We start from the raw sequence: 26,324 nt of genomic DNA, 5'->3' as shown, positions 1-26,324 counted from the left end.
CATCAAGTTAACCAAATGGAAGAAAGGGAACCGGTATGGGTGGAATTAGTATTTGGCAGTTGCTGATCATTGCGGTGATTGTGGTGTTGTTATTTGGCACTAAGAAGCTGCGCAACATGGGCGGCGATCTTGGCTCGGCGGTCAAAGGCTTTAAAAAAGCGATGAACGATGACGACGCAAAGACCACTGACAAAGATGCGGATTTTCAGCAGCAGTCATTGGATAGCAGCGATAGCGACGCGTCGAAAAAAGAGCAAGCACGCAAAGATAAAGAGCAGGTGTAAGCCGTGTTTGATATTGGTTTCTGGGAGCTAGTGCTGATTGCCATTATCGGCCTCGTGGTGCTTGGCCCGGAGCGATTACCGGTCGCGATACGCAATGTGTCGCGCTGGGTGGGGGCGGCGAAACGGATGGCAGGATCTGTCCGTGATGAGCTTGAGCAAGAGCTCAAACTCAAAGAGCTCCAGGACAACTTACATAAGGCCGAACAAGCGGGGATGAAAGATTTGTCACCTGAGCTACAAGATTCGGTCGACACCCTACGTCAACGCGCGGCGGATGTACAACGCCCTTATGCAGCATCGCCTTCTTCTCATCACCCCGATGAAGGCGACGATGCGCCATCAACGGATAAGCGATAACGAGTCAGACGCTTTATGTTTTCGGTGAACAAACCACTATGTCTTCTGTGAACGATACTCAGCCCCTTATCAGCCACTTGATGGAGCTTCGTAACCGCCTGCTTCGCGCAATTATCGCCATCTTAGTGGTCTTTGCCTGCTTGGTGTATTTTGCCAATGATATTTACAGCCTGATAGCCCAGCCGCTGATCGACAAATTGCCCGAAGGGGCGAGCATGATCGCTACGGATGTCGCGTCTCCCTTCTTTACCCCAATTAAGCTGACTTTGGTCATATCCGTCTTCGTCGCCATCCCTGTGGTGCTATATCAAATCTGGGCGTTCGTTGCTCCCGGCCTGTATAAGCATGAACAGCGGTTAGTGATGCCGCTTTTGGTGTCGAGTTCGTTGCTGTTCTACGCGGGCGTGGCATTTGCGTACTGGGTGGTGCTGCCATTGGTGTTTGGCTTTTTCACGTCTATTGCGCCAGAAGGGGTGCAAGTGGCAACGGATATTGCCAGTTATCTCGACTTTATCTTGGCGCTCTTTCTCGCCTTTGGCATTGCCTTTGAGATCCCTATCGCGATTATACTGCTGGTTTGGACAGGGGCGACCACGGCACAAAGCTTAACCCGCAAGCGGCCCTATGTGGTAGTGGCTGCGTTTGTGGTGGGGATGATGCTGACGCCACCGGATATGATTTCACAAACCTTGCTGGCCATTCCCATGTGCTTGCTGTTCGAGTTGGGCGTGGTGCTATCGCGCTTTTATGTCCCACGTGAGAAATCAGAATCCGAGGAGGCCAGTGAATGATCGATATTGGTGTTAACCTGACAAGCACACGGTTTGATCAAGACAGAGAGACCGTGGTGGCTGATGCCAAACAGGCGGGCGTCACGGGCATGATTCTGACCGGCACCAGTATCGATGAGAGCCAAGCAGCCGCCGCGCTTGCGAGCTCTTATCCTGGTTTTGCCTATGCCACGGCGGGTGTTCACCCGCATGATGCCAAATCGGTCGAGGCGACAGATTTAAGCGCGATTCAGCAATTAGCGCAGCGTCCCGAGGTGGTCGCAATCGGTGAGTGTGGGCTTGATTTTAATCGGGACTTTTCGCCGCGGCCACAACAAGAAGCGGTCTTTGAGGCGCAGCTTGCGCTAGCGGCTGAGCTTTCAATGCCGGTGTTTATGCACTGTCGTGATGCCCACGATCGCTGGTTCGCCATTTTGCGTCCATGGCTCGACAAACTGCCCGCGGCGGTGCTGCATTGTTTTACTGGCGATGACCGCGCGCTGCGCGATTGCCTCGATGTCGGTTTATATATAGGGGTAACGGGATGGCTATGCGACGAGCGCCGCGGACAGCAGCTTCAGCAGCAGGTAAGCTGGTTGCCCGATGACAGGTTGATGATAGAAACCGATGCGCCGTATTTACAGCCTCGCGATATACGGCCGCGACCTAAACGCAGTCGTAATGAGCCGAAATACTTGCCCCATATCGCCCAAACAGTGGCACGATTACGTCAACAGCCTGTCGAACATATTATTGATTGCACAATAAAAAACACTCAGCGCTGCTTTTCTATTCAGTGACTGGGTGAACACTACACGAGGCAGTTCGCTGCCCCAAAGCCCAGGTCTGCAACTTAAAGGAGGATACAGTGACCGTATCCATTCAAGGCGCCTTTCCTGCTCGACGCCTGCGTCGTACACGCAAAACTGACTTTAGCCGCCGTATGGTGGCGGAACATTCATTGTCCGCAAGCGATTTGATTTACCCAATCTTCGTGCTCATGGGTAAGAATCGTCGTGAGCCAGTGGCATCTATGCCCGGCATCGAGCGACTCTCGATTGATTTATTGCTCCATGAAGCGGATTACCTTGCCAAGCTGGGTGTCCCTGCTATTGCGCTCTTTCCTGTGATCCCGAAAGAGTTTAAAACCAGTTGTGCCTCGGAGGCATTTAACCCTGAAGGGTTAGTGCCACGCGCGGTGCGCTTACTCAAAGAGCATGTGCCGCAAATGGGCGTGATCACCGATGTGGCACTAGACCCTTACACCGTGCACGGCCAAGACGGGATCATTGATGAAGACGGCTATGTGATGAACGAGCCCACCACCGAGGTACTGATCAAACAAGCCCTATCTCATGCCGAAGCGGGCGTCGATATTGTCGCGCCTTCTGACATGATGGATGGACGGATTGGTCGTATCCGTGAGGCATTGGAAGCCAATGGTCATATCAATACCCAGATCATGGCGTACTCTGCCAAGTATGCGTCCAATTACTACGGCCCGTTTCGCGATGCATTAGGCTCGGCGGCGAATCTGAAAGGCGGTAACAAGGCCAACTATCAAATGGATCCGGCCAACAGTGATGAAGCCTTGCACGAAGTGGCGATGGATATTGCTGAAGGGGCGGATACCGTGATGGTTAAACCCGGGATGCCGTATTTGGATGTGGTACGCCGGGTAAAAAATGAGCTTAAGGTGCCAACCTTTGCTTACCAAGTATCGGGTGAATATGCGATGCACAAAGCGGCAATCGATAATGGTTGGCTAAAAGAGCGCGAGACGGTGATGGAATCACTATTGTGCTTTAAGCGAGCGGGGGCAGATGGGATCCTGACTTACTTTGCTAAGCAAGTGGCCGAGTGGTTAGCGGAAGACGCTGGCGCTACTTTGCCTCCCAGACCGGAAGAGACGGTCGGTTAACTCTCCTTTTATGACAGCGCCCTTGCCCCGAGCAAGGGCGTTTTTTAGCCTGCCCAGTATAACCCCACAAAAGTCAAGGGATCACATTGCGGTTAATGGGGTTCTGTAGTGAGATCAGTGTTTCGGTGGATTGCACTTCGTCGATGGCTTGTAGCTTGTCAATCAACACAAACTGTAATTCTTCGATAGAGCGACACATGAGCTTAACGAAAATATTATAGGCCCCCGTGGTGTAGTAGGCTTCTACCACCTCGTCGAGCTGATTGAGTTTGTCTAGCGCCGAGTGGTAATCCCGCGCCGCTTTAAGGTTGATGCCGATAAAACAGCACACGTCGTAGCCGAGTTTTTTGGTATTGACCAATATTTCCGTGCCTTCGATGATGCCCGCGGCTTTCATTTTCTCAACCCGCACGTGAACTGTGGCGGGACTGACATTAAAGCGCTTGGCCATTTCTGCGTAGGGGACGCGTGCGTCATCCAACAGGGTAGAGAGAATACGACGATCTAGGTCATCTAATTTTGGCAACTCGTTCATTGTTTTAGTCTTTTTGTTATAGCATGGCCAGACTTTTCGTTAACGCGGTTGCTTAGCCACTTCGTTAACGCCTAATGTAGGGTATCGCGTTGTTTAGCAAGATACCAACAAACCAACAGGAAGGGGATGTGGGGATCAGATACATTTTCGGTGGTTTATTACTGCTTATCGCCAGTAGCGTCAATGCCGCACAAAAAGATGTGCTGGTGGTGCATTCCTATCATCCTGGCTTCTTTTGGAATCAGGCGTTGGTTGAAGGGTTGGAAACGGCGACACAAGGCGAAGAGATCGCCTTCCAGCATTCCTACCTAGAAAGTAAACGCTACCAATCGGATGCCTATCGCGAACAGCTTAAAGATGTTTATATCCATAAACTGACCAACCATGATTTTGATGCCATTCTCACCACGGATAATGCCGCACTCTGGCTCATCCATGAGCTGCATGAATACGTGGGAGAGACACCGGTCGTCTATGCGGGGCTCAATAACTTTGGTCGCCAACACTACCCCTTGTTGCCCAAGGTCACTGGGGTAAAAGAAGAAATAGACTTACCGCGCAACTTGTCGTTAATGAAGCGCTTACACCCAGATTTAAAGCGGGTGTACGTACTGCTCGATGAGACCTTTTCCAGTCGTCAGTATTGGAATGTGGTGAAGGCTCAGCTGAGAAACGATGGTAACGCGGGTGTTGAGGTTGTCAGGCTATCTAGCCTCTCTTTCCAAGCGTTGCATGACCGCATTCAAGCGATGCAGCCGGGCGAGGCGGTATATTATTTATCCTACTTTCGCGATAAAAATGGCACCTTTCTCGATAGGCTCAGTGGCATCAACTCACTGATCCAAAACGCGCCCGTGCCAATTTATGGTGCGATGAGCTTTATGCTGGGTCAGGGCGTGATCGGGGGCATTGTCATCGATGGAAAAACTCAAGGTCAGCACCAAGGTCAGCTGCTGTTGGATGTACTGGCAGGCAAGCTTCCTCCTGAGCGAGACAGTACTAACCTGATGTTATTCGATTACCCGGCGCTGAAAGATTGGGGCGTGGATGTGAGCGCCATCGAAGACGCTGTGGTGATCAATAAGCCTCAGCCGCTGTGGCTAAAGCACCAAGTTGCGTTTCAAGCCGTGGCATTGGCGGTGTTGGTATTGGGAAGCGTGATTGCCATGCTCGGTGCCAATATTCGCCAGTTACGCCGCAGTGAGTCAGCGTTAAAGCGCCACCGAGCGATGCTTAAAGGCATTTTTGATCAAAGTAACCAGTTTATTGCGCTGTTGGATGAGAACGGGATCTTGGTCTCAGGCAATGCCAGTTTTAACCAATTAATCAGCGTGAGTCACCCTTATCGTGGGCGGCCTTTATGGTTTTGGCCGATTTGGCGTAACCCCGCCCGCCTGGAGGAGTACCTCAAGCTCACCGATTTCTCCCAGCCTCGACGGTTTGAGCTTTGCCTCAGTGAAGCGCATCGTGAGGTGATCTTGGATGTAGCGGTCAAGGGGTTTCCCAGCGAAAATGGCCAACGGCGCGTCCTGTTAGAGGCCCGTGATATTACCCAGCGCAAACAAACCGAAGAGAAGCTACAACGAAGCGAAATTGAATACCGCATGTTGTATGAACAGCAACCTGTGATCCTATTAACCATTGATTACCAAGCACGTATTCAATCGCTCAATCAGTATGCCGCTGATCTGTTTGGTTATGACAAAGCCGCCTTATTAGGGCACAAGATCACCACTTTATATGTCGAGCATCAAGTGCCTCCCCATCGAATGATTAAACGCGATCACAACAACCAAGAGCAGGTATGGCGGCGTGAGATCCCGTATCGTGCCGGCAATGGTCATACCTTGTGGGTGCGTGAAACCGTGCGCGCGATGCATAATCAGACGCAATTGCTGGTGGTGGGCGAAGACATCACTGCGCATCGAGAAATGGAAAACCAGCTGACTTATCAAGCCCATCACGACTACTTAACAGGGCTGTATAATCGTAGCTATTTTGAGCAAAAGCTCGCCGCCGCGCTGTTACAAGCGCGAGAGGAAGATCAGTGTCACGCGATGTACTACATCGATATGGATCAATTTAAGCTGATTAACGACACCGCCGGACATGAAGCAGGGGACGAGGCGCTCAAACAAGTGGCGCAGATTATCCAGCAACATCTGCCAACAGGGGCGGTCTTATCGCGACTCGGGGGCGATGAATTTGGAGTGATTGCCTATCATCACTCGGCCGAACGCGCGCTGACTTGGGGGCACCAACTCCTGGCAATCTTGGCGGACAGTGAGTTTTTCTGGCACGGCAGTCGCATGCGCTTGGCGTGTTCGTTGGGGATTCGTCTTCTGGATCGTACCGCCGGCTCGCCGCAGCAGGTACACGCGCAAGCGGATACCGCCTGCTATGCCGCCAAAGACGAAGGGCGTAACCGTTTACACCTTTATCATCCGGATGATGAGGAGCTGCAACGCCGTGAGCAAGAAATGGCGTATGTCAGCCACATCCATGATGCCATTGCTCACGACCGCTTTGATATCTATGCACAGCAGATTGTCGATATCCGACCAGGTAGACAAGATACGCTCTACATCGAGGCGTTGGTGCGGATGCGCGATACCCAAGGCGGTTGGTTGCCGCCCAGCATGTTTATCCCAGCAGCCGAGCGCTACAATATGGCACATCAACTCGACACTGTGGTGGTGACCAAAACGCTGGCGTGGTTTGATGCTCACCCGGATCAGATTGCCAAGCTGGGTAAAATCTCGATTAACCTGTCGGGACGGTCAATCACCCAAAAAGATTTTGTCACCTTCTTAATCGCCGCGATTAAGCAAACCCAAGTGCCTAGCGAGTGCATCTGTCTGGAGATCACTGAAACCGCGGCGATTACCAACATGAGCAGTGCTATCGAGCTTTTCTCGCAGCTAAAAGCCTTGGGGTGTGTGATTGCCTTGGACGACTTTGGCGCGGGCATTTCGTCGTTTGGTTATTTGAAGCGCTTGCCTGTCGACATCATTAAAATCGATGGCCAATTTATCCGCGATATCGCCACCGATGACACCGATTACGCGATGGTGAAAGCAATCAATGAGTTGGCTAAACAAATGGGGAAACAAACCGTGGCGGAGTTTGTCGAGAACGCCGATATTCTCAATAAACTACGCGCGCTGGATGTGGATTATGCCCAAGGCTATCACTTTAGCGTACCCGCGCCCTTAGGCGAGCAGGTAAAAAATTGGTCGACGCGTCGAGAGACGATAAAGGAAAAAATCCATCTCTGATATACTCGGCGCATAACCAGCCGCGGAGAGCCAATGTGCAACTCAGTTTGATTTGCGACGCCCCTGACAAATCCGAGCAATTTGAGGGACTAAAAAGCAAGTGGTCACTTACACATACACCTGATTCGTCATTTGCGTTGATCATGACCACGACACGCCTTGAGCTGCGCAAACAGGATGAGCCTAAGTTAGGCGCTGTGTATGTCGACTTTGTTGGCGGTGCGGTCGGCCATCGGCGTAAGTTCGGTGGCGGCAAAGGGCAGGCAATCGCGAAGGCGGTGGGGCTCAACAAAGGCGTCACGCCACGGGTGTTGGATGCCACGGCTGGCTTGGGTCGTGATGCGTTCGTATTAGCATCCTTAGGTTGTCAGGTGCAAATGATTGAGCGGCATCCAGTGGTCGCCGCATTGCTCGACGATGGGCTACAGCGCGCCTATCAAGACAGTGAGATTGGTACATGGATGCAATCGCGCATGACACTGCTGCATGCCAGTAGTGAGCAAGCACTTACCGATATGGCGCAGACCCCTGGGCTACAACGACCTGATGTGGTCTATTTAGATCCTATGTATCCCCACAAGAAAAAAGCAGCCTTAGTGAAAAAAGAAATGCGTGTGTTTCAGGCTTTGGTGGGCGCTGACACGGACGCCGATGCCTTGTTAGCGCCTGCGTGCCAGCTCGCGCGTAGCCGCGTAGTGGTTAAGCGTCCAGATTATGCTGAGCCCTTGGCGGCAACGCCACCACACTCTAGTATTACCACCAAGAAGAACCGCTTTGACATGTATATCAACGCAGCGTTAAGTGCGGAGGCGTAAATGGCTAAGTCTTTGTGCAAATGGCGACGGGGTGAGGTTGAGGCCAACTTAAGTGCGCTCGCATCGATTACCACGCCACCGCGAGCGGCTTGCAGTAAGTGTGCGCGAGTCGCCAGTGAAAAAGGTTATCTCTGTCGCCCTATGCCTCTTGCCAGTGACGGGGATAAAAAAGCGCAAAAAGCCAAAAAAGCCAAGAATAAAGCGGACAAGAAAGACAAAAAGGGCAAAAAAGCGAACAAAGAAAAAAAGAAAGGCAAAAAAAGGAAGGAAAAATAAAGGCTCCATAGCGGACTAAGGAGCCTTGAAGGGCTTAGTCGAGGCCTTTTACCATCAGTACGGTCAGTAGTCCGGTGATCACTGAGACAATCAGGCCAGAAACGATTAGCCAAGGCAACATATCCATCATGTTCTGCACTCACTTCTTTGTTATGAATTGGGGGAAAAGCGAGCATGATTGAGCCTGAGTTTAGCGACATTCTCAATGTGCTAGACGTAGACAGTTAAGCTTAGTAACGATTAGAAACAAGGTGGCGACAAAGCCATCAATCCGCCCCCGTGGCACATAGGTCTATCAGTACAAAGGGTCCATCATGAGTGTCAATCAAGGAAAAGCCGATGTATCGGTTTGGGATAAAGAAGAAGCCTTAAGCCGGCTAATGGATAGCCCGGCGCTTCTTGATGAGGCTTGCAGTATATTTGTTGAAGAAAGTGAGCAACAACTGCCAAGCATGGAAAAGCAGCTTGCTAACGCCGACTACACCGCCTTGGCGCGCGAAGCGCACAAAATGAAAGGCAGCGCTGGCAATTTAGCGGCGCTCGAGCTGCATCAGCAAGCATTGACGCTCGAGCAAGCGGCAAAACAAGAGGCCGCCGACCAGGCCGCTGCTGCGTTAGCGGACATTAAAGAAGGCTTAGCACGATTTTGTGCGCAGCTCACCCACTAGCCGCCTGTCTCATCATGCTCGCGAGTGACCAATAAAAAACGCCGTGTTGAACACGGCGTTTTGATGTGAGCCCATTTCGCGCGGCTTAGCGCATGGTAACAAACTCTTCTGACCCGGTAGGGTGAATCGCGACCACACTATCAAAGTCCGCTTTGGTGGCGCCCATCTTCATCGCCACCGCAAAACCTTGAATCATTTCATCAACGGTAAAGCCAATACCGTGCAGACCGACCACTTTTTCTTCATCGCCTGCGCAAACCAGTTTCATCTTACAGGGTTGACGGTGCTGGGTGACGGCGGTGTACATGGCCGCAAAGCTGGAGGTATAGACTTTAATATTGTCATCGCCGTATTTGGCACGCGCCTCTGGTTCGCTCAAACCAATGGTGCCAATGGGTGGGTGACTGAATACCACGGTGGGAACCAAATCATAGTCCATTTTGGCATGCGTTTGGCCGTTAAACAGACGTTCTGAGAGCAGACGTCCAGCTTTGACGGCGACAGGCGTCAGCTCAATCCCGCCATCCATGATATCCCCGACACAGTGAATGTGTGGGACGCTGGTGGTCTGATAGGGGTCAACCTTGATGTAGCCATCGGCCGTGGTCTGCACGTCGGTGGCGCCGAGATTGATTTTATCGGTCGTCGGGTGACGGCCAATCGCCCAGATCAGGGTGTCCGTGTTGTGGGTGGTGCCGTTTTCAAAGGCCAGAGTCAGGCTACCATCACTTTCTTCAGTGACCGACACGGGGACATGTTGGGTGTGAAGAGTGGGGCCTTCTTTTTCCATTACCTCGACCAAGGTGTCGGTGACCATAGGGTCGAAGGTGCGTAATGGGCGGTCTTTACGCACAAATAAGTGGGTATCAGAGCCCAAGGCATGCAGTACGCCGGCGATTTCGACCGCAATGTAACCCGCACCGACCACGGCCACGCGTTTAGGTTGCTCGGGGAGGGCAAAGAAGCCATCGGAGTCAATCCCCAACTCTGCGCCTGGAATGTTCGGAATAGTGGGTGTGCCCCCCACGGCAATCAGAAAGTGATCGGCGGTGTAGTGCTCGCCATCCACTTCTACCGTGTTGTTATCGACAAAGCGGGCAAAACCACGAATGACATCGATATTGTTTTTACCCAGAACGTTGTCGTAAGCCTTATGAATGCGGCTAATGTAGGCTTCACGGTTATCCACTAAGGTCGACCAATTAAAGCCTTTCACGTCCACATCAAAGCCATAGTCTGATGCGTAAAGGTTAAGGGCTTCGGCAACTTGAGCGCCGTGCCACATGACTTTTTTAGGGACACAGCCTACGTTTACGCAGGTGCCACCAAGGTGCTTTGCTTCAATAAGGGCGACGTTAGCACCGTGCATCGCGGCACGGTTGGCTGAGGCAATACCGCCGCTGCCGCCACCGATACAGATGTAGTCGAAATGCTTCGCCATGTCTTTCTCCATCTTATAGGCACTGGGTGCCACTGGCATTGATATCGAGGTCAGCTTGTCGTGTTTGGCGTCGCTTGTAAAGCCACTATCTCTGACCCCTGAAGACATAGCATACCAAACCGACAGTGCGGCAGCAGTCTCAGAATCATTTTGTAACGCTCGCAATACACCCCGCTAAACGGGGAGGGATTGAAAAGCGTAGAGAGAGACGGCATATAAATAAGGTTACTTATCTGCCCGGGGCTCGCGATGCGAGCGCCTTATCAGCAAAAAGGAAGGCACTATGTCCAACCCGCTTCTTCAATTTGAGGATTTACCTCCGTTTTCCGCCATTAAGCCAGAGCATGTCAAACCAGCAGTGGAAGCCGCGATTGCTGACTGTCGCCAAGCGGTAGATGCCGCGGCGGCGACTGAGCAACCCAGCTGGGATTCGGTCAGTGTGCCTGTCACAGAGGCGGAAGATCGACTTGGCCGCATCTGGTCACCGGTGAGCCATATGAATGCGGTGGTCAATAGTCAGCCATTGCGTGAGGCGTATGAAAGCTGCCTGGCGTTACTGTCGGAATACTCCACCTGGCGTGGTCAGCACAAGGGGTTATACCAAGCATACAAAGCGATGAAAGACAGTGCTGAGTTTTCCGCCCTCGATGTGGCACAGCAAAAAGCGATTAACGATGCGCTGCAAGACTTTGAACTGTCCGGAATTGCCTTGCCAGCCGACCAGCAACACCGCTTTGGTGAGATTCAAAAGCGGTTGTCGGAGCTATCATCATCGTTTAGCAACAATGTGCTCGATGCCACCATGGGGTGGAGCAAGCTGATTAGCGATGAAAGTGACTTAGCGGGGTTACCCGAATCGGCGCGCAACGCGGCAAAAGCGCAAGCCGAGAGCAAGTCGCAACAAGGTTACTTATTTACCCTGGATATCCCTTCGTATCTGCCCGTCATGATGTACTGTGATAACCGAGCGCTGCGTCAGGAAATGTACGAAGCCTTTACCACGCGCGCCTCTGATCGCGGGCCGCAGGCGGGGCAGTGGGACAATACTGAGCTGATGAACGAGTCGCTGCGCCTCAAGCATGAGTTAGCACGTCTACTTGGCTTTAATCACTACAGTGAACTATCCCTCGCCACGAAAATGGCGGAAACCCCAGACCAGGTGATGGGCTTTTTGAATGATCTGGTCGATAAAGCGCGCCCACAAGGCGAGCGTGAATTCGCGGAAGTGAAAGCCTATGCCAAAGAAGAGTTTGGGGTTGATGCCCTCGAGCCTTGGGATATCCCTTATTACAGTGAAAAACTCAAGCAAGCACGCTACACCATCTCTGATGAAGCGCTTCGCCCTTACTTCCCTGAAGCACGTGTACTCTCCGGCTTGTTTGAAGTGATGCATCGTGTGTTTGGCATGACGATTACCGAGCGTAAAGGCATCGACACCTGGCATGAGAGCGTGCGCTTTTATGATATTCATGATAGCCAAGGCACCCTGCGCGGTAGCTTCTACCTTGACTTGTATGCGCGAGAAAACAAACGTGGCGGCGCATGGATGGATGAGTGTCGCGTTCGTCGTCGTCAAGCAGACGGTGAGCTACAAACGCCAGTGGCGTATTTAACCTGCAACTTTAACCCACCAGTGGGCGATGACCCTGCGCTGTTTACCCATGACGAAGTAGTGACCTTATTCCACGAATTTGGTCATGGCATTCACCATATGTTGACGCAAGTCGACGTAGCGGATGTGTCAGGGATCAATGGTGTGCCTTGGGATGCGGTTGAGCTGCCAAGCCAGTTTTTAGAGAACTGGTGCTGGGAGCAAGAGGCACTGAGCTTTATCTCGGGGCATTACCAAACGGGAGAAGCCTTACCGGAAGACATGCTAGAAAAAATGCTCGCCGCGAAGAACTTTAATTCGGCGATGGCGATGTTGCGCCAGCTTGAGTTCAGTTTATTCGACTTCCGTTTGTTCAGTGAGTTTGACCCAGAGGTCGGCCCGCGGATCATGGAAACACTCAGTGCGGTGCGTGAGCAGGTCTCTGTGGTTCCCGCGCCTGAGTGGAACCGTTTTCCGCACGCGTTTGGCCATATTTTTGCCGGTGGCTACAGTGCAGGCTACTACAGCTATAAATGGGCAGAAGTGCTATCGAGCGATGCTTACTCGCGCTTTGAAGAAGAAGGGATCTTTAACCGCGACACCGGCGAGGACTTCCTGAATCATATTCTCAGCCGTGGCGGCAGTGAGGCACCGAAAGATTTGTTTGTGCGCTTTAGAGGTCGCGAACCAAGCCCTGACGCCTTATTGCGTCATAGCGGGATCACCACCGCGTAGTGTCGCAGATCTTCAATAAAAAAAGCCCGCATCATCACTGGTGCGGGCTTTTTTATTCATCGCCGGTGTTAGATGCGAGTCTCGTCAGTGAGCACCACTAGGGGCAATCCAAGGCTTGATTGGCGCAAGGCCTCTTGCTCTAACTCGGCACGCAACAAGGGGCTGGCCTCGAGTAATGTGGTGTCCAAGTGGAGGGTAAGGGCATCCTCCTCGGCAGTGAGGGCTAGCATCGGTCGGACGCGACTGTCGCGTCGATGGCATAAGATCACCGCAATTCGCAGCAGGCGCAACAGACGATTGGCGCTGGTGGTAGACAGCGCGTGCTGGCCATCAATGAGCACCAGTTGCTCTCGATAGTAGCGGAGTAAGGTGGCGACTAATTGTTTCTGTGCTCGCGTAAAGCCGGGCAGATCGAGATGGGTGATCAAATACGCGGCATGATCACCATCTTGTTTAAAGCCAATGCTTAAACCAATTTCATGCACGCAGGCGGCGGCATGGAGCAAGCTTTGTGCTTCCGGCTCAGGTACCCAGGATGCCGGACATTGATTGAGCAGCTCCAAGGCGGTGTCGGCGACATTGATACCGTGTGCTTCATCCAGCTGATAGCGCGACTGGATGCTGGCAATGGTGCGGGCACGAATATCGCTATGGCGCATCGCGGTCATCATTTCATACACCAAGCCTTCTCGCAGCGCCCCACCCGCTAGAGTCATGCGTGTCACCTCTAAGCACTCGAAAATGGCGATCAGTATCGATAAGCCGCTTGGAAACACCAGCGCACGTTCTAACGTTAACCCCTCGATATCCAATGCGTCCATTTGCCCACAGGCGATGGCTTGATCGCGCAAACGAAGCAGTTTATCGAGTGTAATCACTTCATCCATGCCTTGGGTGACCATGATCTCTTGCAGTGCCTGCACGGTGCCGCTGGCACCTACGCAGCAGTCCCAACCGAGCGCACGATATTGCGCAATCAGCGGGGCTAACTCGGCTTTGGCGCCGGCAATCGCGGTATCAAACGCCGATTGATTGAGCACGCGATCGGCAAAATAGTCTTCTAAAAAGGTGACACAGCCCATATTGAGGCTTTGCAGTAAGGTAGGTTCAAATTGCTCGCCGATGATGAGCTCGGTGCTGGCACCACCGATGTCGACCACCAAGCGTTTGCCCGCTCCGCCAGAGGTATGCGCGACCCCTTGGTAGATGGTACGCGCCTCTTCTTCCCCCGAAATGATTTCAATCGGGTGGCCAAGCAGTTTGTTAGCTCGGGCTAAAAACGCATCCGCGTTGCTTGCGCGACGTAGAGCCGCCGTGGCGACGACACGGATATTGTCGGTGTTGAAATCTTGCAGGCGCTCGGCGAACAAGGCCAAGCAATCCCAGCCACGCTGCATGGCTTCGTCGCTTAGCTGTTGTTGATCGTCCATGCCTGCGGCGAGACGAACTTTTCGCTTAATTTTCGCGAGAGTTTGCACGCTGCCTGCCACTTGGCGCACCACCAGCATATGAAAGCTGTTGGAGCCTAAATCAATCGCGGCGTACAGCGACGGGGTCGATGTGGGATGTCCGTGACCACTCATGATGCGCTCTGACCTATGTGCCGTTAAACCTTATGCCGACTTTTGCGGACGGCGACGTTGGCGGTTACGGTTATTTCCGCCACCTTTGTTGTTGCTGCGACGCTGCGTATTGGGGCGCTTGGCCATTTTCTTCGGCGGCGGCAAATCTTTTAGCAGTGCACTGCGGTCAAATTCGCTGACTGGAATACTGTGTTCGATGTATTCTTCAATCGCGGGGAGATTGACGGCGTATTCTTCACACGCAAAGCTGATGGAGCTACCACTGGCGCCTGCACGCCCCGTTCGGCCAATGCGATGCACGTAGTCTTGTGCGTCGTCTGGGAGATCATAATTAAACACATGAGTCACCTGCGGAATATGCAGGCCGCGCGCCGCGACATCAGTCGCCACCAACAAATCCAGCTCACCATTAGTGAATTGTTCGAGGATTTTAACCCGTTTTTTCTGCGGCACGTCACCCGTAAGCAAGCCTACACGGTGGTTATCGGCGGCTAGATGCGCCCAAATCGATTCGCAGCGATGCTTAGTGTTGGCAAAAATAATCGCGCGTTCAGGCCAGTCTTCTTCGATCAAGGTTTGCAGCAGCGGCATTTTTTCCTTGTTCGATGGCTGGAACAATTCTTCTTTGATGCGATGGCCGGTAATTTGTTCGGGCTCGACCACCACATGCTCTGGGCTCGTCATGTGCTCGAAGGCTAGTTCTTGAACGCGATACGACAAGGTCGCCGAAAACAGCATGTTCAAGCGCTGATCGGGGGCGGGCATGCGGTTAAACAAAAAGCGGATATCTTTGATAAAACCGAGATCAAACATACGGTCGGCTTCATCGAGGACCACGGCTTGAATACCATGCAAATCAATCACTTTCTTTTTGTAAAAATCGATGATTCGACCACAGGTTCCGATTAAAATGTCGACACCCTGTTCAAGTGTTTGTTGCTGTTTGTCGTAGCCTTCGCCACCATAGGCAAGTCCTGCGCTGATCGACGTATTGGCTAATAGCGGCTCCGCATCATTATAGATCTGAATCGCTAATTCACGCGTAGGAGCTAATATGATGGCACGCGGTTGATTCTTTTTACGCGATGCAGGGGCATCGGTTGTAAGGAGGTGATGAAACGTCGCAGCCAGGAACGCCAGGGTTTTGCCTGTCCCCGTTTGCGCCTGTCCTGCAATGTCTTGGCCGGTGAGCAGGACCGGCAATGCCAAGGCTTGGATTGGGGTACATTGAGTAAACCCTTTGGCCTCCAAGCTCTTAAGAACATCGGCGTGCAAGCCGAGCTCGGCAAATTTCTGCTCTGTGATATGCGTCATTTTCATCCGGATAGAATATCAGCTTAGGCTTGCAATACGGAAGCGAATCCAGTCAAATAGTCCCATAATTTACTGGTCGCAATTTAGCCAGTAACAAAAACATGTATTGGAGTAGAAGATGAGCGACAAAATTATGCAGCTAACCGACGACAGCTTTGAAGCAGACGTTCTAAAAGCTGCAGGGCCTGTATTGGTAGATTTTTGGGCAGAATGGTGTGGACCTTGCAAAATGATCGCGCCAATCCTGGACGAAATCGCTGAAGAATACGCAGGTAAAGTCACCATCGGAAAACTGAACATTGACCAGAACGCAGGTACACCGCCTAAGTTCGGCATCCGTGGTATCCCAACGTTGCTGCTCTTTAAAGATGGCAACGTAGCAGCAACCAAGGTTGGTGCAGTGTCAAAAACTCAGTTGAAAGAGTTTCTTGACGCCAACCTCTAATGCTAAAGTAACCGTCGCTGCCTCTCAGCGGCGGTTGTTTTTCTGCTAACTAGACGATACCCCATTTAGGTGCTACCTTATTGCACGGAATTTGTACTTCTGTTCATCTCTCGAACATACCACTGGTCTCGACACGCTAACTAATTTCAGACCTCAACTTTGACAAACAAGACACTCACCACTATGAATCTTACCGAACTGAAGACTCAACCCGTCTCGACGCTGGTTGCGCTTGGCGAAAGCATGGGACTTGAAAACCTGGCTCGCTTGCGTAAACAGGACATCATTTTCTCGATCCTCAAACAGCACGCAAAAAGCGGTGAAGATATTTTCGGCAATGGCGTACTGGAAATTCTTCAAGACGGGTTTGGCTTCTTGCGCAGCGCAGACAGCTCGTATTTGGCCGGCCCGGACGACATTTATGTATCGCCAAGCCAAATTCGTCGCTTTAACCTGCGCACAGGCGATACCATCGCGGGTAAAATTCGGCCGCCAAAAGACGGCGAGCGCTACTTTGCGCTATTAAAAGTTAACCAAGTTAACAGTGACAAGCCAGACAATGCTCGCAGCAAAATCCTGTTTGAAAACTTGACCCCATTGCACGCCAGCGAGCGCATGGTGATGGAACGTGGGAATGGCTCCACCGAAGACATCACCGCCCGTGTACTCGACTTAGCCTCGCCGATTGGTAAAGGGCAACGTGGCTTGATTGTGGCACCGCCAAAAGCGGGTAAAACCATGCTGCTGCAAAACATTGCGCAAAGCATCGCGTTCAACCATCCGGATTGTGAACTGATGGTGCTCTTGATTGATGAGCGCCCAGAAGAAGTGACCGAGATGCAGCGCTTGGTGCAGGGTGAAGTGGTCGCGTCAACCTTTGACGAGCCAGCGAACCGTCACGTGCAAGTGGCTGAAATGGTTATCGAAAAAGCCAAACGCTTGGTGGAGCACAAAAAAGACGTGGTGATCTTGCTGGACTCGATTACCCGTTTGGCGCGTGCTTATAACACGGTTGTACCGTCGTCAGGCAAAGTATTGACCGGTGGTGTTGACGCCAACGCCTTGCACCGTCCTAAGCGTTTCTTTGGTGCGGCGCGTAATGTGGAAGAAGGTGGCAGCTTGACCATTATTGCCACTGCGCTGGTGGACACAGGCTCGAAGATGGACGAAGTGATTTACGAAGAGTTTAAAGGCACGGGTAATATGGAATTACACCTGTCGCGTAAGATTGCTGAAAAACGTGTTTTCCCTGCCATCGATTTCACCCGCTCTGGTACCCGTCGTGAAGAGTTGCTGACCAAGCCCGATGAACTACAAAAAATGTGGATCCTGCGCAAAATCGTCCACCCGATGGGCGAGCTGGAAGGCATGGAGTTCTTGATTGGTAAACTGGCGATGTCCAAAACCAACAATGAGTTCTTTGACGCCATGCGTCGGCAAAACTCGTAACTGATAACGCAATAATGTTAAGCACTGCGCATTCGCAGTGCTTTTTTATTGCCCCGTTGATACTGAGCTCGCACAATCATTGTCACCAAGGAAAGGTGACGCAGGACGCGTGACATCGAAGATAGGATTGCAACGGATGGCAAGACGTTTTCGCATCAAGTTATTAGGGATTGGCCTAGGTCTAGTGGGCCTTTTCTCGCTCTCTGTGTCGGCCAACGCGCCAGCGACAGAGGGCCAAATTGTGACTCAGCCTTTTATCGAGCAAGTGATAGATAAAGCGAGCACGATAGGTGCCATGCGGACTGCCTTTACCCTCCAAGCCAATGGCGAGATCAGCGCGCTTGAGTCGCACATCCGACAACTGCCGCCGCTCACCCGAGAAGCGACCTTATATCGGCTGCTTTCTTCGCCTCTGCGGCTTGATAACGACAAGTGGCGTGAGTACCTTGCTACTTTAAGTCAGCAGCAGCCGCACTTCTTATTGCGTCATCAACAAGATGGTTACTGGGTGACCACGCCAGCATTTCATTATGCCGCCGCGGCCCGCAAGCAGCTAAATCGCTATCGTCAGCAGCAATTAACCCAAGAGCTCGGCATGCTATTGAGCTATCGCCAATTAGTGATGGCCGAATGGATTGACCCCGATCAGCCCGACTATCGTCAACGCCGTGACGCCTTGGTGACCATGATTGCCGATTATGACGCCGATGGCTTAGCGTATTTGGCCGATCAGTACCTCAATGACCCGACCCTAATGTGGATGCCCGACAATGCTATTTTGGCGGCGTTGGCACAAGCCACTGAGCGTTCTGCGCTGTATGAGCGATTGTGGCGCCGAGGGACCGATCAGTATAGCCTTGCGGCCTTGCACGCGCTGCGTGAGCGGGGAACTGATCCCTTTGCACTGCGGCAAATGATGGCGGCGGCTGACAACCCCTCGCTGCGAGGACCTGCGATTCGACAACTGGCCAATTTGTCGCCGTTACCTGCACCCGTTGCCGACTTTTTGCTAACACAGCTGTCGTTGCGTCAAGGTAAAGAAGTGGCACAACTGCTGGTGGAAGCGGGCAAGGGGGATTGGTTGAGCGGATTACAAGACCAGCTCGGGCCGCTTGGTCAACAGCACATTGCATCTGCGTTACCGTCGCGCTAATGTCGAGCCTTTACCGATCCGGATACCGCTTAACTTGGTATCATAGAGGTGACCATTAACCCCTTGAGCCTGATATGAAACTTTCCGATTTGCGCGATTTTATTGACTATCTTGAAACCCAAGGCGAGCTAAAACGCATTAGCCAGCCGGTTGATCCCGATCTTGAGATGACCGAGATTTGCGACCGCACGTTACGAGCTGGTGGTCCCGCACTGTTGTTTGAAAATCCCGTGGGTTATGACATGCCGGTGCTGGCGAACCTGTTTGGTACCCCCAAGCGTGTTGCTTTGGGCATGGGGCGTCACGACGTCCTCGAGCTACGTGAAGTCGGCAAATTGCTTGCTTATCTCAAAGAGCCAGAGCCGCCCAAGGGCTTTCGTGATGCACTCGATAAACTGCCCGTTTTTCGCCAAGTGCTCAACATGCCGGCGAAAACCGTACGCCGCCCTCGTTGCCAAGAGGTGGTGCTGAGCGGCGATGAGGTCGACCTGGATACCATTCCGGTGATGCGCTGTTGGCCGGGTGATGTGGCACCCTTGCTTACCTGGGGACTGACAATCACGCGTGGCCCTAACAAAAAGCGGCAAAACCTGGGTATTTATCGCCAGCAAAAGATTGGCAAAAACAAAGTGATCATGCGTTGGTTGGCCCATCGCGGTGGTGCGTTAGATTTACATGATTGGATGCAAACCCATCCCAATGAACCTTTCCCAGTGACCGTGGCCTATGGTGCTGACCCTGCCACCATTCTAGGCGCGGTGACGCCCGTGCCGGATACCTTGTCCGAGTATGCGTTTGCCGGCTTATTACGGGGCAGTAAAACCGAAGTGGCCAAATGTATCAGCAACGACTTGGATGTACCGGCCAGTGCGGAAATTGTGATGGAAGGCTATATCGACCCTAATGAGTACGCGGATGAAGGGCCGTATGGCGATCATACCGGTTATTACAATGAGGTTGAGCGTCACCATGTGTTCACTGTGACGCATCTGACCATGCGCAAAAAACCGATTTATCACAGCACCTACACGGGGCGTCCACCGGATGAACCTGCCGTTTTAGGTGTGGCACTCAACGAGGTGTTTGTGCCGATTTTGCAAAAGCAGTTCCCAGAGATTGTCGATTTCTACCTACCGCCTGAAGGATGCTCGTATCGCATGGCGGTGGTAACCATGAAAAAACAATACCCCGGTCATGCCAAGCGGGTGATGATGGGGGTGTGGTCGTTCTTGCGCCAGTTTATGTACACCAAGTTTGTGATAGTGTGTGACGACGACGTCAACGCGCGTGATTGGAATGACGTGATCTGGGCAATAACCACGCGTATGGATCCGTCGCGCGATACCGTGATGGTGGATAATACTCCTATTGATTCGCTTGACTTTGCCTCTCCCGTGGTTGGGCTCGGCTCGAAAATGGGCCTCGATGCCACCAATAAATGGCAAGGGGAAACCGACCGTGAGTGGGGGACGCCTATTGCTAAAGATCCAGAGGTCGTCGCACGTGTCGACGCGATTTGGGATGAATTAGGGATCTTAGACTAATCCTATTGGAATGCGCTAGCATTCACCGTTAATGACACAAACACAGCCAAAGGCGGTAGTGATGCCGCCTCAAATAACCTCATCGGCTGTAGCAATAACAAACAGAGGAACAGAATGTCGATACTATGTGAAGTGACCGCCGTTGAGCCGTTGGCGTGTCACACCTACCGCATTATCCTAAAGCCGCAGCAGGCGGTGAGCTATCAGCCGGGGCAATACGTGATGGCGGTGATGGGTGAAAAAGATAAGCGCCCGTTTTCGCTGGCAAGCAGCCCATGTCGCGAAGCGGGTGCAGAGCTTGAGCTGCACGTTGGCGCGGCAGATGAAAACCCGTTTGCCTTAGAAGTGGTTGAAAAGGCCAAAGCCGCGTTAGAAAGTGGTCAAGCGGACTTTGAAATTACTGAGCCTGCCGGTGATGCTTGGCTACGTGAGAGCGAGCGTCCTTTGCTGCTGATTGCCGGTGGTACTGGTTTTTCTTACGTGCGCAGCATGGTCGATCACTGTATTAGCCAAGGTATACAGTCTCCGATCTTTATTTATTGGGGCGCCCGCACCCCTTGTCAGCTCTATGCGCATGATGAGCTGCAAGCACTGGCTGAGTCACACAGCAATATCACCTTTATGCCAGTGGTGGAGCAAGCCGAAGGCGAGTGGCGCGGCAAAGTGGGTAATGTATTGGAAGCGGTGATGGAAGATTTTGTCAGCCTCGGCGCTTATGACATCTACATCGCGGGCCGTTTTGAAATGGCGGGTGTGGCGCGTGACATGTTCTGCAAAGAGCGTGGCGTGAGCCGCGATCACCTTTACTCAGACGCGTTTGCCTTTATCTGATCGCGTCTTCTCTCTCGGATAAGTGAACAGGCAGGGATTTCCCTGCCTGTTTTGTGTTTGGGGGTGGCAGAGGCCGTGGGGCGGCCTACCGTGGGGCGGCACTCCGTTGCGCGGCAACGTGGCGTTTGACCCAGGTTTGGTTAAACCAAAGTGCAGCTAAAATCAACACTCCGCCACTGAGTAATGGCATGAGATCTGCCTCGCGATTCCAAATCAGTACATTGACCACAATGCCGGCTGGGATCAGGGCGTTGTTCATCACCGCGAGTGCCCCCGCATTAACCAGCGTCGCACCTTTATTCCAAAAGAAATACCCCAGTCCTGAGGCGATAGTGCCTAGATAAATCAATACACCCCACTGGGTGGGTGTCGTGGGCAGCTTGTTGCTGTTGCCCAGCAAGGCAAAAGCCAGCACACCCACCACTAAGGCGCCAAGATAAAACCAACCGAAGACCGCATGTTGGGGAAGGGGCGTTTGCTCTTTCTCAAGCAGGTATTTGTAACCAACTTGGCCAATCGCAAAGCACAGGTTGGCACCTTGCACCACCAAAAAGCCGATTAAAAAGTCAGGATTGACGGTCGCATAGCGGATCACCACGGCGCCAAGCACTGCAACCGCGGCAGTGACGAGATACCACGCGCTAAACTGGCGTTTTAAGGCATCGTAAATCAAGGTGACGTAAAGTGGGGTAAAGACGGTAAACAGCAGCACCTCTGGCACCGACAAAAATAAAAAGGATTGATAGAAAAAGCAGTACATAATGCCGAGTTGACATGCACCGACCAGCATCAATTTTGCGGCAAAGGCAGGGCGTACTTGGCGAGGGCGCAAAAAGGGCAAAAACACCAGTCCAGCCAATACAATGCGCATCAGCACAGAAAAATAACTGTCTACTTGGCCGGCGAGATACACGCCAATCAGGCTAAATGAAAAGGCCCACAGCAGTGTGACGCCGCTAAGATACCCCATGACTTCGGTTCCTTCCATAAAGTGGTAAAAAGGGCAGTGTACCGTTTCATCGCGGGGACGCAATCGGTTCATCTTGGTGCGGGTAGAAGATAAAGCGATGATGGCAGCAAGAAGGCGGAATCACCGCCTTCGCGGGGGAAGAAAGTGGTTCTGTTAGTCGCGGATAGGCACCATCAACAGATCCACCGGTGTTTTATTGAGTAACTGCTTGGTGGAGGAGAGCAACGAGCTCCAAAAGTCTTGGTGATGGCCGACCACGACCAGATCGATCCCCATATTTTGAATCGATTCAGTGATTTCTTCGGCAAGATCGCCACTGCTGACCAAGGTATGTGTCACTGGACTTTGCGCGTCACTGGCCAGTTGATTCAGCTTTTGCTGCGCTTCTTCAATCACACGGTTACGCGACTCGACCAAGTTAATGTCGATGAGCCCGGTGTAGAGCTCGGCGTAATTAACGTCGATATGGACTAAGGAAAGTTGGGCGTCGAGGGCACTGGCTAAGGCATCGGCTTTCTTGAGCAGGCGTTCACTGTCATCTGACAAATCGACAGCAACCAAAATATGCTTGTATGACATAGGGTTATCCTTTTTCTATCTGGCTGTCATCGCAGTTTAGCGAGCTTGCGTATAAAAAACAGTCACTGTGATCGCATTCCGATCAACAACTCGACGATGACACGAGTCATAAATTCGATACAAGACTCGGTCTCGATGCGGTTAGTCGGCGTGATCCGCTTGAAAACCAACGTGCTGCTGGTCAGAATGGCAGCTAACCCCAAATAAAGAGGATGTTTTATATGCTAGCACCTGCCATGGTTGACAGGCTCAATGAGCAGATCAATTTGGAGTTTTTCTCATCAAATCTATACTTACAAATGAGCGCTTGGTGTGAGGATCAAGGCTTCGAAGGAGCCGCGCGATTCCTGCATAAGCACGCACAAGAAGAGATGCAGCATATGCAGCGCCTTTTTACGTACGTCAGTGAGACAGGGGCGATGCCTATTTTGGGTTCGATTGACGCACCGCGTCATGAGTTCGCATCACTGGGCGAAGTGTTTCGCGAAACCTATCAACACGAGCGCTTGATTACGGAAAAAATTAACAGCTTGGCGCACGTTGCGTTTACCACACAAGATTATTCTACTTTCAATTTCTTGCAGTGGTATGTAGCGGAGCAGCATGAAGAAGAGAAGCTGTTTAAAGGCATACTCGATAAGATCGAGTTAGTCGGCGAAGATGGCAAGGCTCTGTTCTTTATTGACAAAGACTTGGCATCGATGGCGGTTGAAGAGTCTACGTCAGTGATGGACGGCTCAGCAGGGCAGTAATCTGGTTACCTCTCCCTCTGAGCGCTATCCGGCGTAGCGGAGGGAGAGGTCTATGAACGGTGATATCCTAATCGTGGCAGTTTTTACCGTCACACTGGTTAATTTCGCGCGCTACCTGTCTTCACTGCGCGCGCTCGTTGTGATGTTGCGCGACGCGAATCCGCTGCTTTATCAGCAAATTTGTCGCGGAGATAACAACTTTTTCTCACTCTCACCCCAAGGCGATATCTCGCGCCAAAAGCGCTTGTACCAGTACATTCGTAGTCAGGAGTATCTCCATCATCACGATGAAATATTCGTGAGCAAATGCAACAAAGTGCGCCATTTGTTCATCCTCAATGCTGCGTTGTCTGGTGCCTTGCTCGCGACCTTTTTTCTTGTCGCTTTTGCGGGCTGGTAAGCGGACGCCAACAATTTCGACAAAATGCTGACCTCGGTCAGCATTTTTTTTGTTAACCTGACGCCACTACTCGGATCACAGCGTAATTGAGGGAATCATGCAAAGCCTACTCCAATGGTGGCAGTCGCTTCATGAGGCAGCGGCGTGGGAATGGATCTCGGATGTTGTCACGTTAACGGGCATCAGTGCCATTGCATGGACGATTTGGCACGTACTGGTTGGGCGGCTGAAAGCCTTGGCGGAAAAGACTATCACCCGCTGGGACGACATCATTTGGCCGGCGATAGATACGCCTTTAAGTGTGTTGATTTGGTTATGGCCAGCCTCTCATTCGCTGGAAATCGTTGTCGATAACACCTTAGGCAATGTCTCACTCAGTTGGCTTACCTTGGTGCAAGATTTGGTGGTGATCTGGGTCATCATTTGGGTGCTGTTACGCCTAGTTAACAGCGGCGAGCAGGTGATGATTGAGACGAGCAAACGCGACCACACCACTATCAATACCTTGGGGAATGTCTTACGCGCCCTCTTTGTGTGCTTCGGGGTCTTGTCCTTGCTGAAAAGCCTGGGCGTTAGCGTCTCAGGTCTACTGACCGTCGGGGGTGTCGGGGGTTTAATTGTTGGTTTTGCCGCTAAGGACTTGCTGTCGAACTTCTTCGGTGGGGTGATGATTTACTTTGATCGCCCGTTTAAAGTCGGTGATTGGGTGCGCTCGCCGGATCGCAACATTGAGGGCACAGTGGAGAAAATTGGTATTCGTATGACGGTGGTGCGCACCTTTGATTTGCGCCCTTTATACGTTCCCAATTCGGTATTCAGTAACGTGGTGGTCGAGAACCCCTCGCGGATGCTCAACCGCCGCATCTATGAAACCATCGGACTACGTTACCAAGACGCCGATAAAATCAGCGCGGTGATTGACGATGTGTATGCCATGCTTGAAGCCCACCCAGACATTGAAACACGACAAACCTTGATTGTGAACTTCAATAGCTTTGGCCCACATTCGCTCGATTTCTTTATTTACACCTTCACCAAAACGGTGAACTGGCAACGTTATCACCGCGTGAAGCAGGATGTACTGCTGCAAGTGATTGGTATTATTCATCAGCACGGTGCGGATATTGCCTTCCCAACTCGTACGCTGCATATGGATCCAAGCCTGATGGCGCAGGGCGCCGATGCCATGGTGCCACCGCCCGAAGCGCAGGCGCGTTAAATCGCGCTTGCCGCTCACGTGCGGGCTGCTACAATGCCGCTCCCACAGGGTGAGCAGAGAATAAACAGGTAAGCGTGTGACTGAGTATGATGTAATTGTGATTGGCGCCGGTGCGGCAGGATTGATGTGTGCGGCACAAGCAGGCCAACGTGGCCGCCGTGTTTTGGTGGTGGATCATGCCAAAAAACCGGGCCGCAAGATCCTGATCTCAGGCGGCGGACGCTGCAATTTCACCAACTATGATGTCACCGCGAGTAACTTCCTGTGTGAAAACCCGCACTTCGTCAAATCCGCATTGGCACAATACAGCCAATGGGACTTTATTGGTCTGGTGGCCACCCATGGTGTGGCCTATCACGAGCGTGACCACGGCCAGCTGTTTTGTGATGACAGCGCCAAGGATATCGTTAACCTGCTCTTGGCCGAATGCGACCAAGCCACCATCAGTCAACGCTATCGCTGTGAAGTGCATGATATCGAACAAGAAGAAGCCGGCTTTCGCCTTAAACTCAATGGCGAGCCGGTGCGCTGCCAGTCGTTGGTGGTTGCCACGGGCGGCCTTTCGATGCCCAAGCTCGGCGCCACCCCCTTTGGTTATCAGCTTGCCGAACAATTTGGCTTAAAAGTGCTGCCCACCCGCGCCGCCTTGGTGCCGTATACCTTGCACCAAGAAGACAAAACCCGCTTTGCCGATATTTCCGGGGTGTCGGTGCCGTGTTCGATCACCACTGAATCGGGTGTGTGTTTTACCGAGAACCTGCTCTTTACCCACCGCGGCTTATCGGGACCGGCGGTGTTGCAAACCTCCTCGTTTTGGCAGCCGGGCGAAGCGGTCACTATCGATTTACTCCCTAGTGAGTCGCTAAAAGACGTGCTGGTGGCGATGCGTGATAAGCACCCCAACCAAACCTTAAAAACCTCACTGTCTCGCCTATTCCCCAAACGCCTGGTCGAGGTCTTGATTGCGCGCGATAGCTTGCCAGATAAACCGCTCAAGCAGCTCGATGACAAACAGCTCGATCAACTGCATCACTACTTTCACCAGTGGTCCATAGCCCCAAACGGCACCGAAGGTTACCGCACCGCAGAAGTGACGCTTGGTGGGGTAGATACCCACGCAATTTCCTCGAAAACCCTTGAAGCGCGAGATATCCCCGGCCTGTATTTTATCGGTGAAGTGCTTGATGTCACCGGCTGGCTCGGCGGCTATAACTTCCAATGGGCCTGGAGCTCCGGCTGGGTAGCCGGGCAGCATGTGTGATCTTGATTTTAAGTGCTCTCTAGTTGACTGTTTTTTGTCTAAAAAATGGCAATCTTTGTTGCGCGCTGTTACATTAGCGCGCGCTTGCCATGTCGGATAAAAATCATCCGGCGCTGTGAACCCGCGACGCGCAGGATGGGCTCGCGGTACCCT

25 protein-coding genes are annotated in these 26,324 nt (G+C 52.2%); 19 read left to right on the top strand and 6 right to left on the bottom strand.

All coding sequences use genetic code 11. The features are described from left to right. Window positions 1-35: 35 nt before the first annotated feature. The 5 genes from tatA to hemB all read left to right on the top strand — a co-directional run bounded on the left by tatA (window position 36) and on the right by hemB (window position 3,332). Window positions 36-284, top strand: coding sequence for a Sec-independent protein translocase subunit TatA (gene tatA / locus EHW58_RS14990; protein ID WP_069361810.1), 249 nt, complete (start codon window positions 36-38; stop codon window positions 282-284). A 3-nt stretch (window positions 285-287) separates the two neighbouring features. Continuing rightward, on the top strand, window positions 288-641 hold the full coding sequence (gene tatB / locus EHW58_RS14985; RefSeq protein WP_172970064.1) for a Sec-independent protein translocase protein TatB: 354 nt from the start codon (window positions 288-290) through the stop codon (window positions 639-641). Window positions 642-679: 38 nt separating this feature from the next. After that, window positions 680-1,432, top strand: a complete 753-nt coding sequence (tatC, locus tag EHW58_RS14980) for a twin-arginine translocase subunit TatC (protein WP_046074589.1) — start codon at window positions 680-682, stop codon at window positions 1,430-1,432. Next, window positions 1,429-2,211: a TatD family hydrolase gene (locus EHW58_RS14975; protein WP_046074588.1), complete on the top strand. Its 783-nt coding sequence runs from the start codon at window positions 1,429-1,431 to the stop codon at window positions 2,209-2,211. The genes tatC and EHW58_RS14975 overlap by 4 nt, the downstream gene beginning before the upstream one ends. Window positions 2,212-2,279: 68 nt before the next feature. Then, the gene (gene hemB, locus EHW58_RS14970; RefSeq protein WP_046074587.1) at window positions 2,280-3,332 is read left to right on the top strand and encodes a porphobilinogen synthase; all 1,053 of its coding nucleotides are present in this window, start codon (window positions 2,280-2,282) and stop codon (window positions 3,330-3,332) included. Between the two features lie 73 nt (window positions 3,333-3,405). Here the strand turns inward: hemB and asnC are convergent, their stop codons facing one another. Then, window positions 3,406-3,867, bottom strand: a complete 462-nt coding sequence (gene asnC / locus EHW58_RS14965; protein WP_074213846.1) for a transcriptional regulator AsnC — start codon at window positions 3,865-3,867, stop codon at window positions 3,406-3,408. Window positions 3,868-3,995: 128 nt separating this feature from the next. On the opposite strand from asnC, the gene EHW58_RS14960 reads away from it, so the two are divergent. The 4 genes from EHW58_RS14960 (at window position 3,996) to EHW58_RS14945 (ending at window position 8,904) form a co-directional block, all read left to right on the top strand. Next, window positions 3,996-7,145: an ABC transporter substrate binding protein gene (locus tag EHW58_RS14960; protein ID WP_370517168.1), complete on the top strand. Its 3,150-nt coding sequence runs from the start codon at window positions 3,996-3,998 to the stop codon at window positions 7,143-7,145. A gap of 35 nt (window positions 7,146-7,180) precedes the next feature. Further along, window positions 7,181-7,960 carry a class I SAM-dependent methyltransferase gene (locus tag EHW58_RS14955; RefSeq protein ID WP_077606785.1) on the top strand — a complete coding sequence of 260 codons (780 nt, stop codon included), beginning with the start codon at window positions 7,181-7,183 and terminating at the stop codon, window positions 7,958-7,960. Next, window positions 7,961-8,236, top strand: coding sequence for a hypothetical protein (locus EHW58_RS14950; RefSeq protein ID WP_152797229.1), 276 nt, complete (start codon window positions 7,961-7,963; stop codon window positions 8,234-8,236). It begins immediately after the preceding gene. A 314-nt stretch (window positions 8,237-8,550) separates the two neighbouring features. Further along, entirely contained in the window at window positions 8,551-8,904 is a 354-nt protein-coding gene (locus EHW58_RS14945) for an Hpt domain-containing protein (protein ID WP_052708052.1), read from the top strand. Between the two features lie 85 nt (window positions 8,905-8,989). Here the strand turns inward: EHW58_RS14945 and gorA are convergent, their stop codons facing one another. Further along, window positions 8,990-10,345 carry a glutathione-disulfide reductase gene (gene gorA, locus EHW58_RS14940; protein ID WP_046074583.1) on the bottom strand — a complete coding sequence of 452 codons (1,356 nt, stop codon included), beginning with the start codon at window positions 10,343-10,345 and terminating at the stop codon, window positions 8,990-8,992. Between the two features lie 283 nt (window positions 10,346-10,628). Between gorA and prlC the strand changes: the two genes are divergently transcribed. After that, window positions 10,629-12,671 carry an oligopeptidase A gene (gene prlC, locus EHW58_RS14935; RefSeq protein ID WP_046074582.1) on the top strand — a complete coding sequence of 681 codons (2,043 nt, stop codon included), beginning with the start codon at window positions 10,629-10,631 and terminating at the stop codon, window positions 12,669-12,671. Between the two features lie 68 nt (window positions 12,672-12,739). On the opposite strand, the gene gppA is transcribed toward prlC, so the two are convergent. Beyond that, on the bottom strand, window positions 12,740-14,254 hold the full coding sequence (gene gppA, locus EHW58_RS14930) for a guanosine-5'-triphosphate,3'-diphosphate diphosphatase (RefSeq protein ID WP_152797227.1): 1,515 nt from the start codon (window positions 14,252-14,254) through the stop codon (window positions 12,740-12,742). Between the two features lie 30 nt (window positions 14,255-14,284). After that, window positions 14,285-15,574 (bottom strand): ATP-dependent RNA helicase RhlB, encoded by a 1,290-nt coding sequence (gene rhlB, locus EHW58_RS14925; RefSeq protein ID WP_046074580.1) that lies wholly within the window; start codon window positions 15,572-15,574, stop codon window positions 14,285-14,287. Window positions 15,575-15,686: 112 nt separating this feature from the next. Between rhlB and trxA the strand changes: the two genes are divergently transcribed. From trxA to fre, 5 genes are all read left to right on the top strand, one after another. Further along, entirely contained in the window at window positions 15,687-16,013 is a 327-nt protein-coding gene (gene trxA, locus EHW58_RS14920) for a thioredoxin TrxA (RefSeq protein WP_046074579.1), read from the top strand. Window positions 16,014-16,196: 183 nt separating this feature from the next. Beyond that, entirely contained in the window at window positions 16,197-17,462 is a 1,266-nt protein-coding gene (gene rho / locus EHW58_RS14915; RefSeq protein ID WP_077578169.1) for a transcription termination factor Rho, read from the top strand. Window positions 17,463-17,598: 136 nt separating this feature from the next. Next, window positions 17,599-18,615 (top strand): hypothetical protein, encoded by a 1,017-nt coding sequence (locus tag EHW58_RS14910; RefSeq protein WP_152797225.1) that lies wholly within the window; start codon window positions 17,599-17,601, stop codon window positions 18,613-18,615. 74 nt (window positions 18,616-18,689) lie between these two features. Beyond that, window positions 18,690-20,159: a 4-hydroxy-3-polyprenylbenzoate decarboxylase gene (ubiD, locus tag EHW58_RS14905; protein WP_046074577.1), complete on the top strand. Its 1,470-nt coding sequence runs from the start codon at window positions 18,690-18,692 to the stop codon at window positions 20,157-20,159. 114 nt (window positions 20,160-20,273) lie between these two features. Further along, entirely contained in the window at window positions 20,274-20,990 is a 717-nt protein-coding gene (fre, locus tag EHW58_RS14900; protein WP_046074576.1) for an NAD(P)H-flavin reductase, read from the top strand. A gap of 85 nt (window positions 20,991-21,075) precedes the next feature. On the opposite strand, the gene EHW58_RS14895 is transcribed toward fre, so the two are convergent. Together EHW58_RS14895 and EHW58_RS14890 are read right to left on the bottom strand one after the other, a co-directional pair. After that, window positions 21,076-21,960, bottom strand: a complete 885-nt coding sequence (locus EHW58_RS14895) for a carboxylate/amino acid/amine transporter (RefSeq protein ID WP_152797223.1) — start codon at window positions 21,958-21,960, stop codon at window positions 21,076-21,078. 153 nt (window positions 21,961-22,113) lie between these two features. Then, window positions 22,114-22,539, bottom strand: coding sequence for a universal stress protein (locus EHW58_RS14890; RefSeq protein WP_046074574.1), 426 nt, complete (start codon window positions 22,537-22,539; stop codon window positions 22,114-22,116). 221 nt (window positions 22,540-22,760) lie between these two features. Here EHW58_RS14890 and ftnA point away from each other — a divergent pair, with 221 nt between their 5' ends. The 4 genes from ftnA (at window position 22,761) to EHW58_RS14870 (ending at window position 26,171) form a co-directional block, all read left to right on the top strand. Continuing rightward, entirely contained in the window at window positions 22,761-23,291 is a 531-nt protein-coding gene (gene ftnA / locus EHW58_RS14885; RefSeq protein WP_046074610.1) for a non-heme ferritin, read from the top strand. A 52-nt stretch (window positions 23,292-23,343) separates the two neighbouring features. After that, a complete protein-coding gene (locus EHW58_RS14880) occupies window positions 23,344-23,691 on the top strand; it encodes a universal stress protein UspB (RefSeq protein ID WP_046074573.1) in 348 nt (115 codons plus the stop codon). Between the two features lie 97 nt (window positions 23,692-23,788). Further along, window positions 23,789-24,910, top strand: a complete 1,122-nt coding sequence (locus EHW58_RS14875) for a mechanosensitive ion channel family protein (protein ID WP_077578172.1) — start codon at window positions 23,789-23,791, stop codon at window positions 24,908-24,910. A gap of 76 nt (window positions 24,911-24,986) precedes the next feature. Beyond that, on the top strand, window positions 24,987-26,171 hold the full coding sequence (locus EHW58_RS14870) for an NAD(P)/FAD-dependent oxidoreductase (protein WP_046074571.1): 1,185 nt from the start codon (window positions 24,987-24,989) through the stop codon (window positions 26,169-26,171). Window positions 26,172-26,324 lie beyond the last annotated feature (153 nt).

The sequence above is a fragment of the Salinivibrio sp. VYel1 genome (assembly GCF_009377945.1).
GTDB lineage: Bacteria > Pseudomonadota > Gammaproteobacteria > Enterobacterales > Vibrionaceae > Salinivibrio > Salinivibrio siamensis.
The sequence above is the reverse complement of the archived record's forward strand: the minus strand, read 5'-3'. Positions and strand labels throughout refer to the sequence as shown.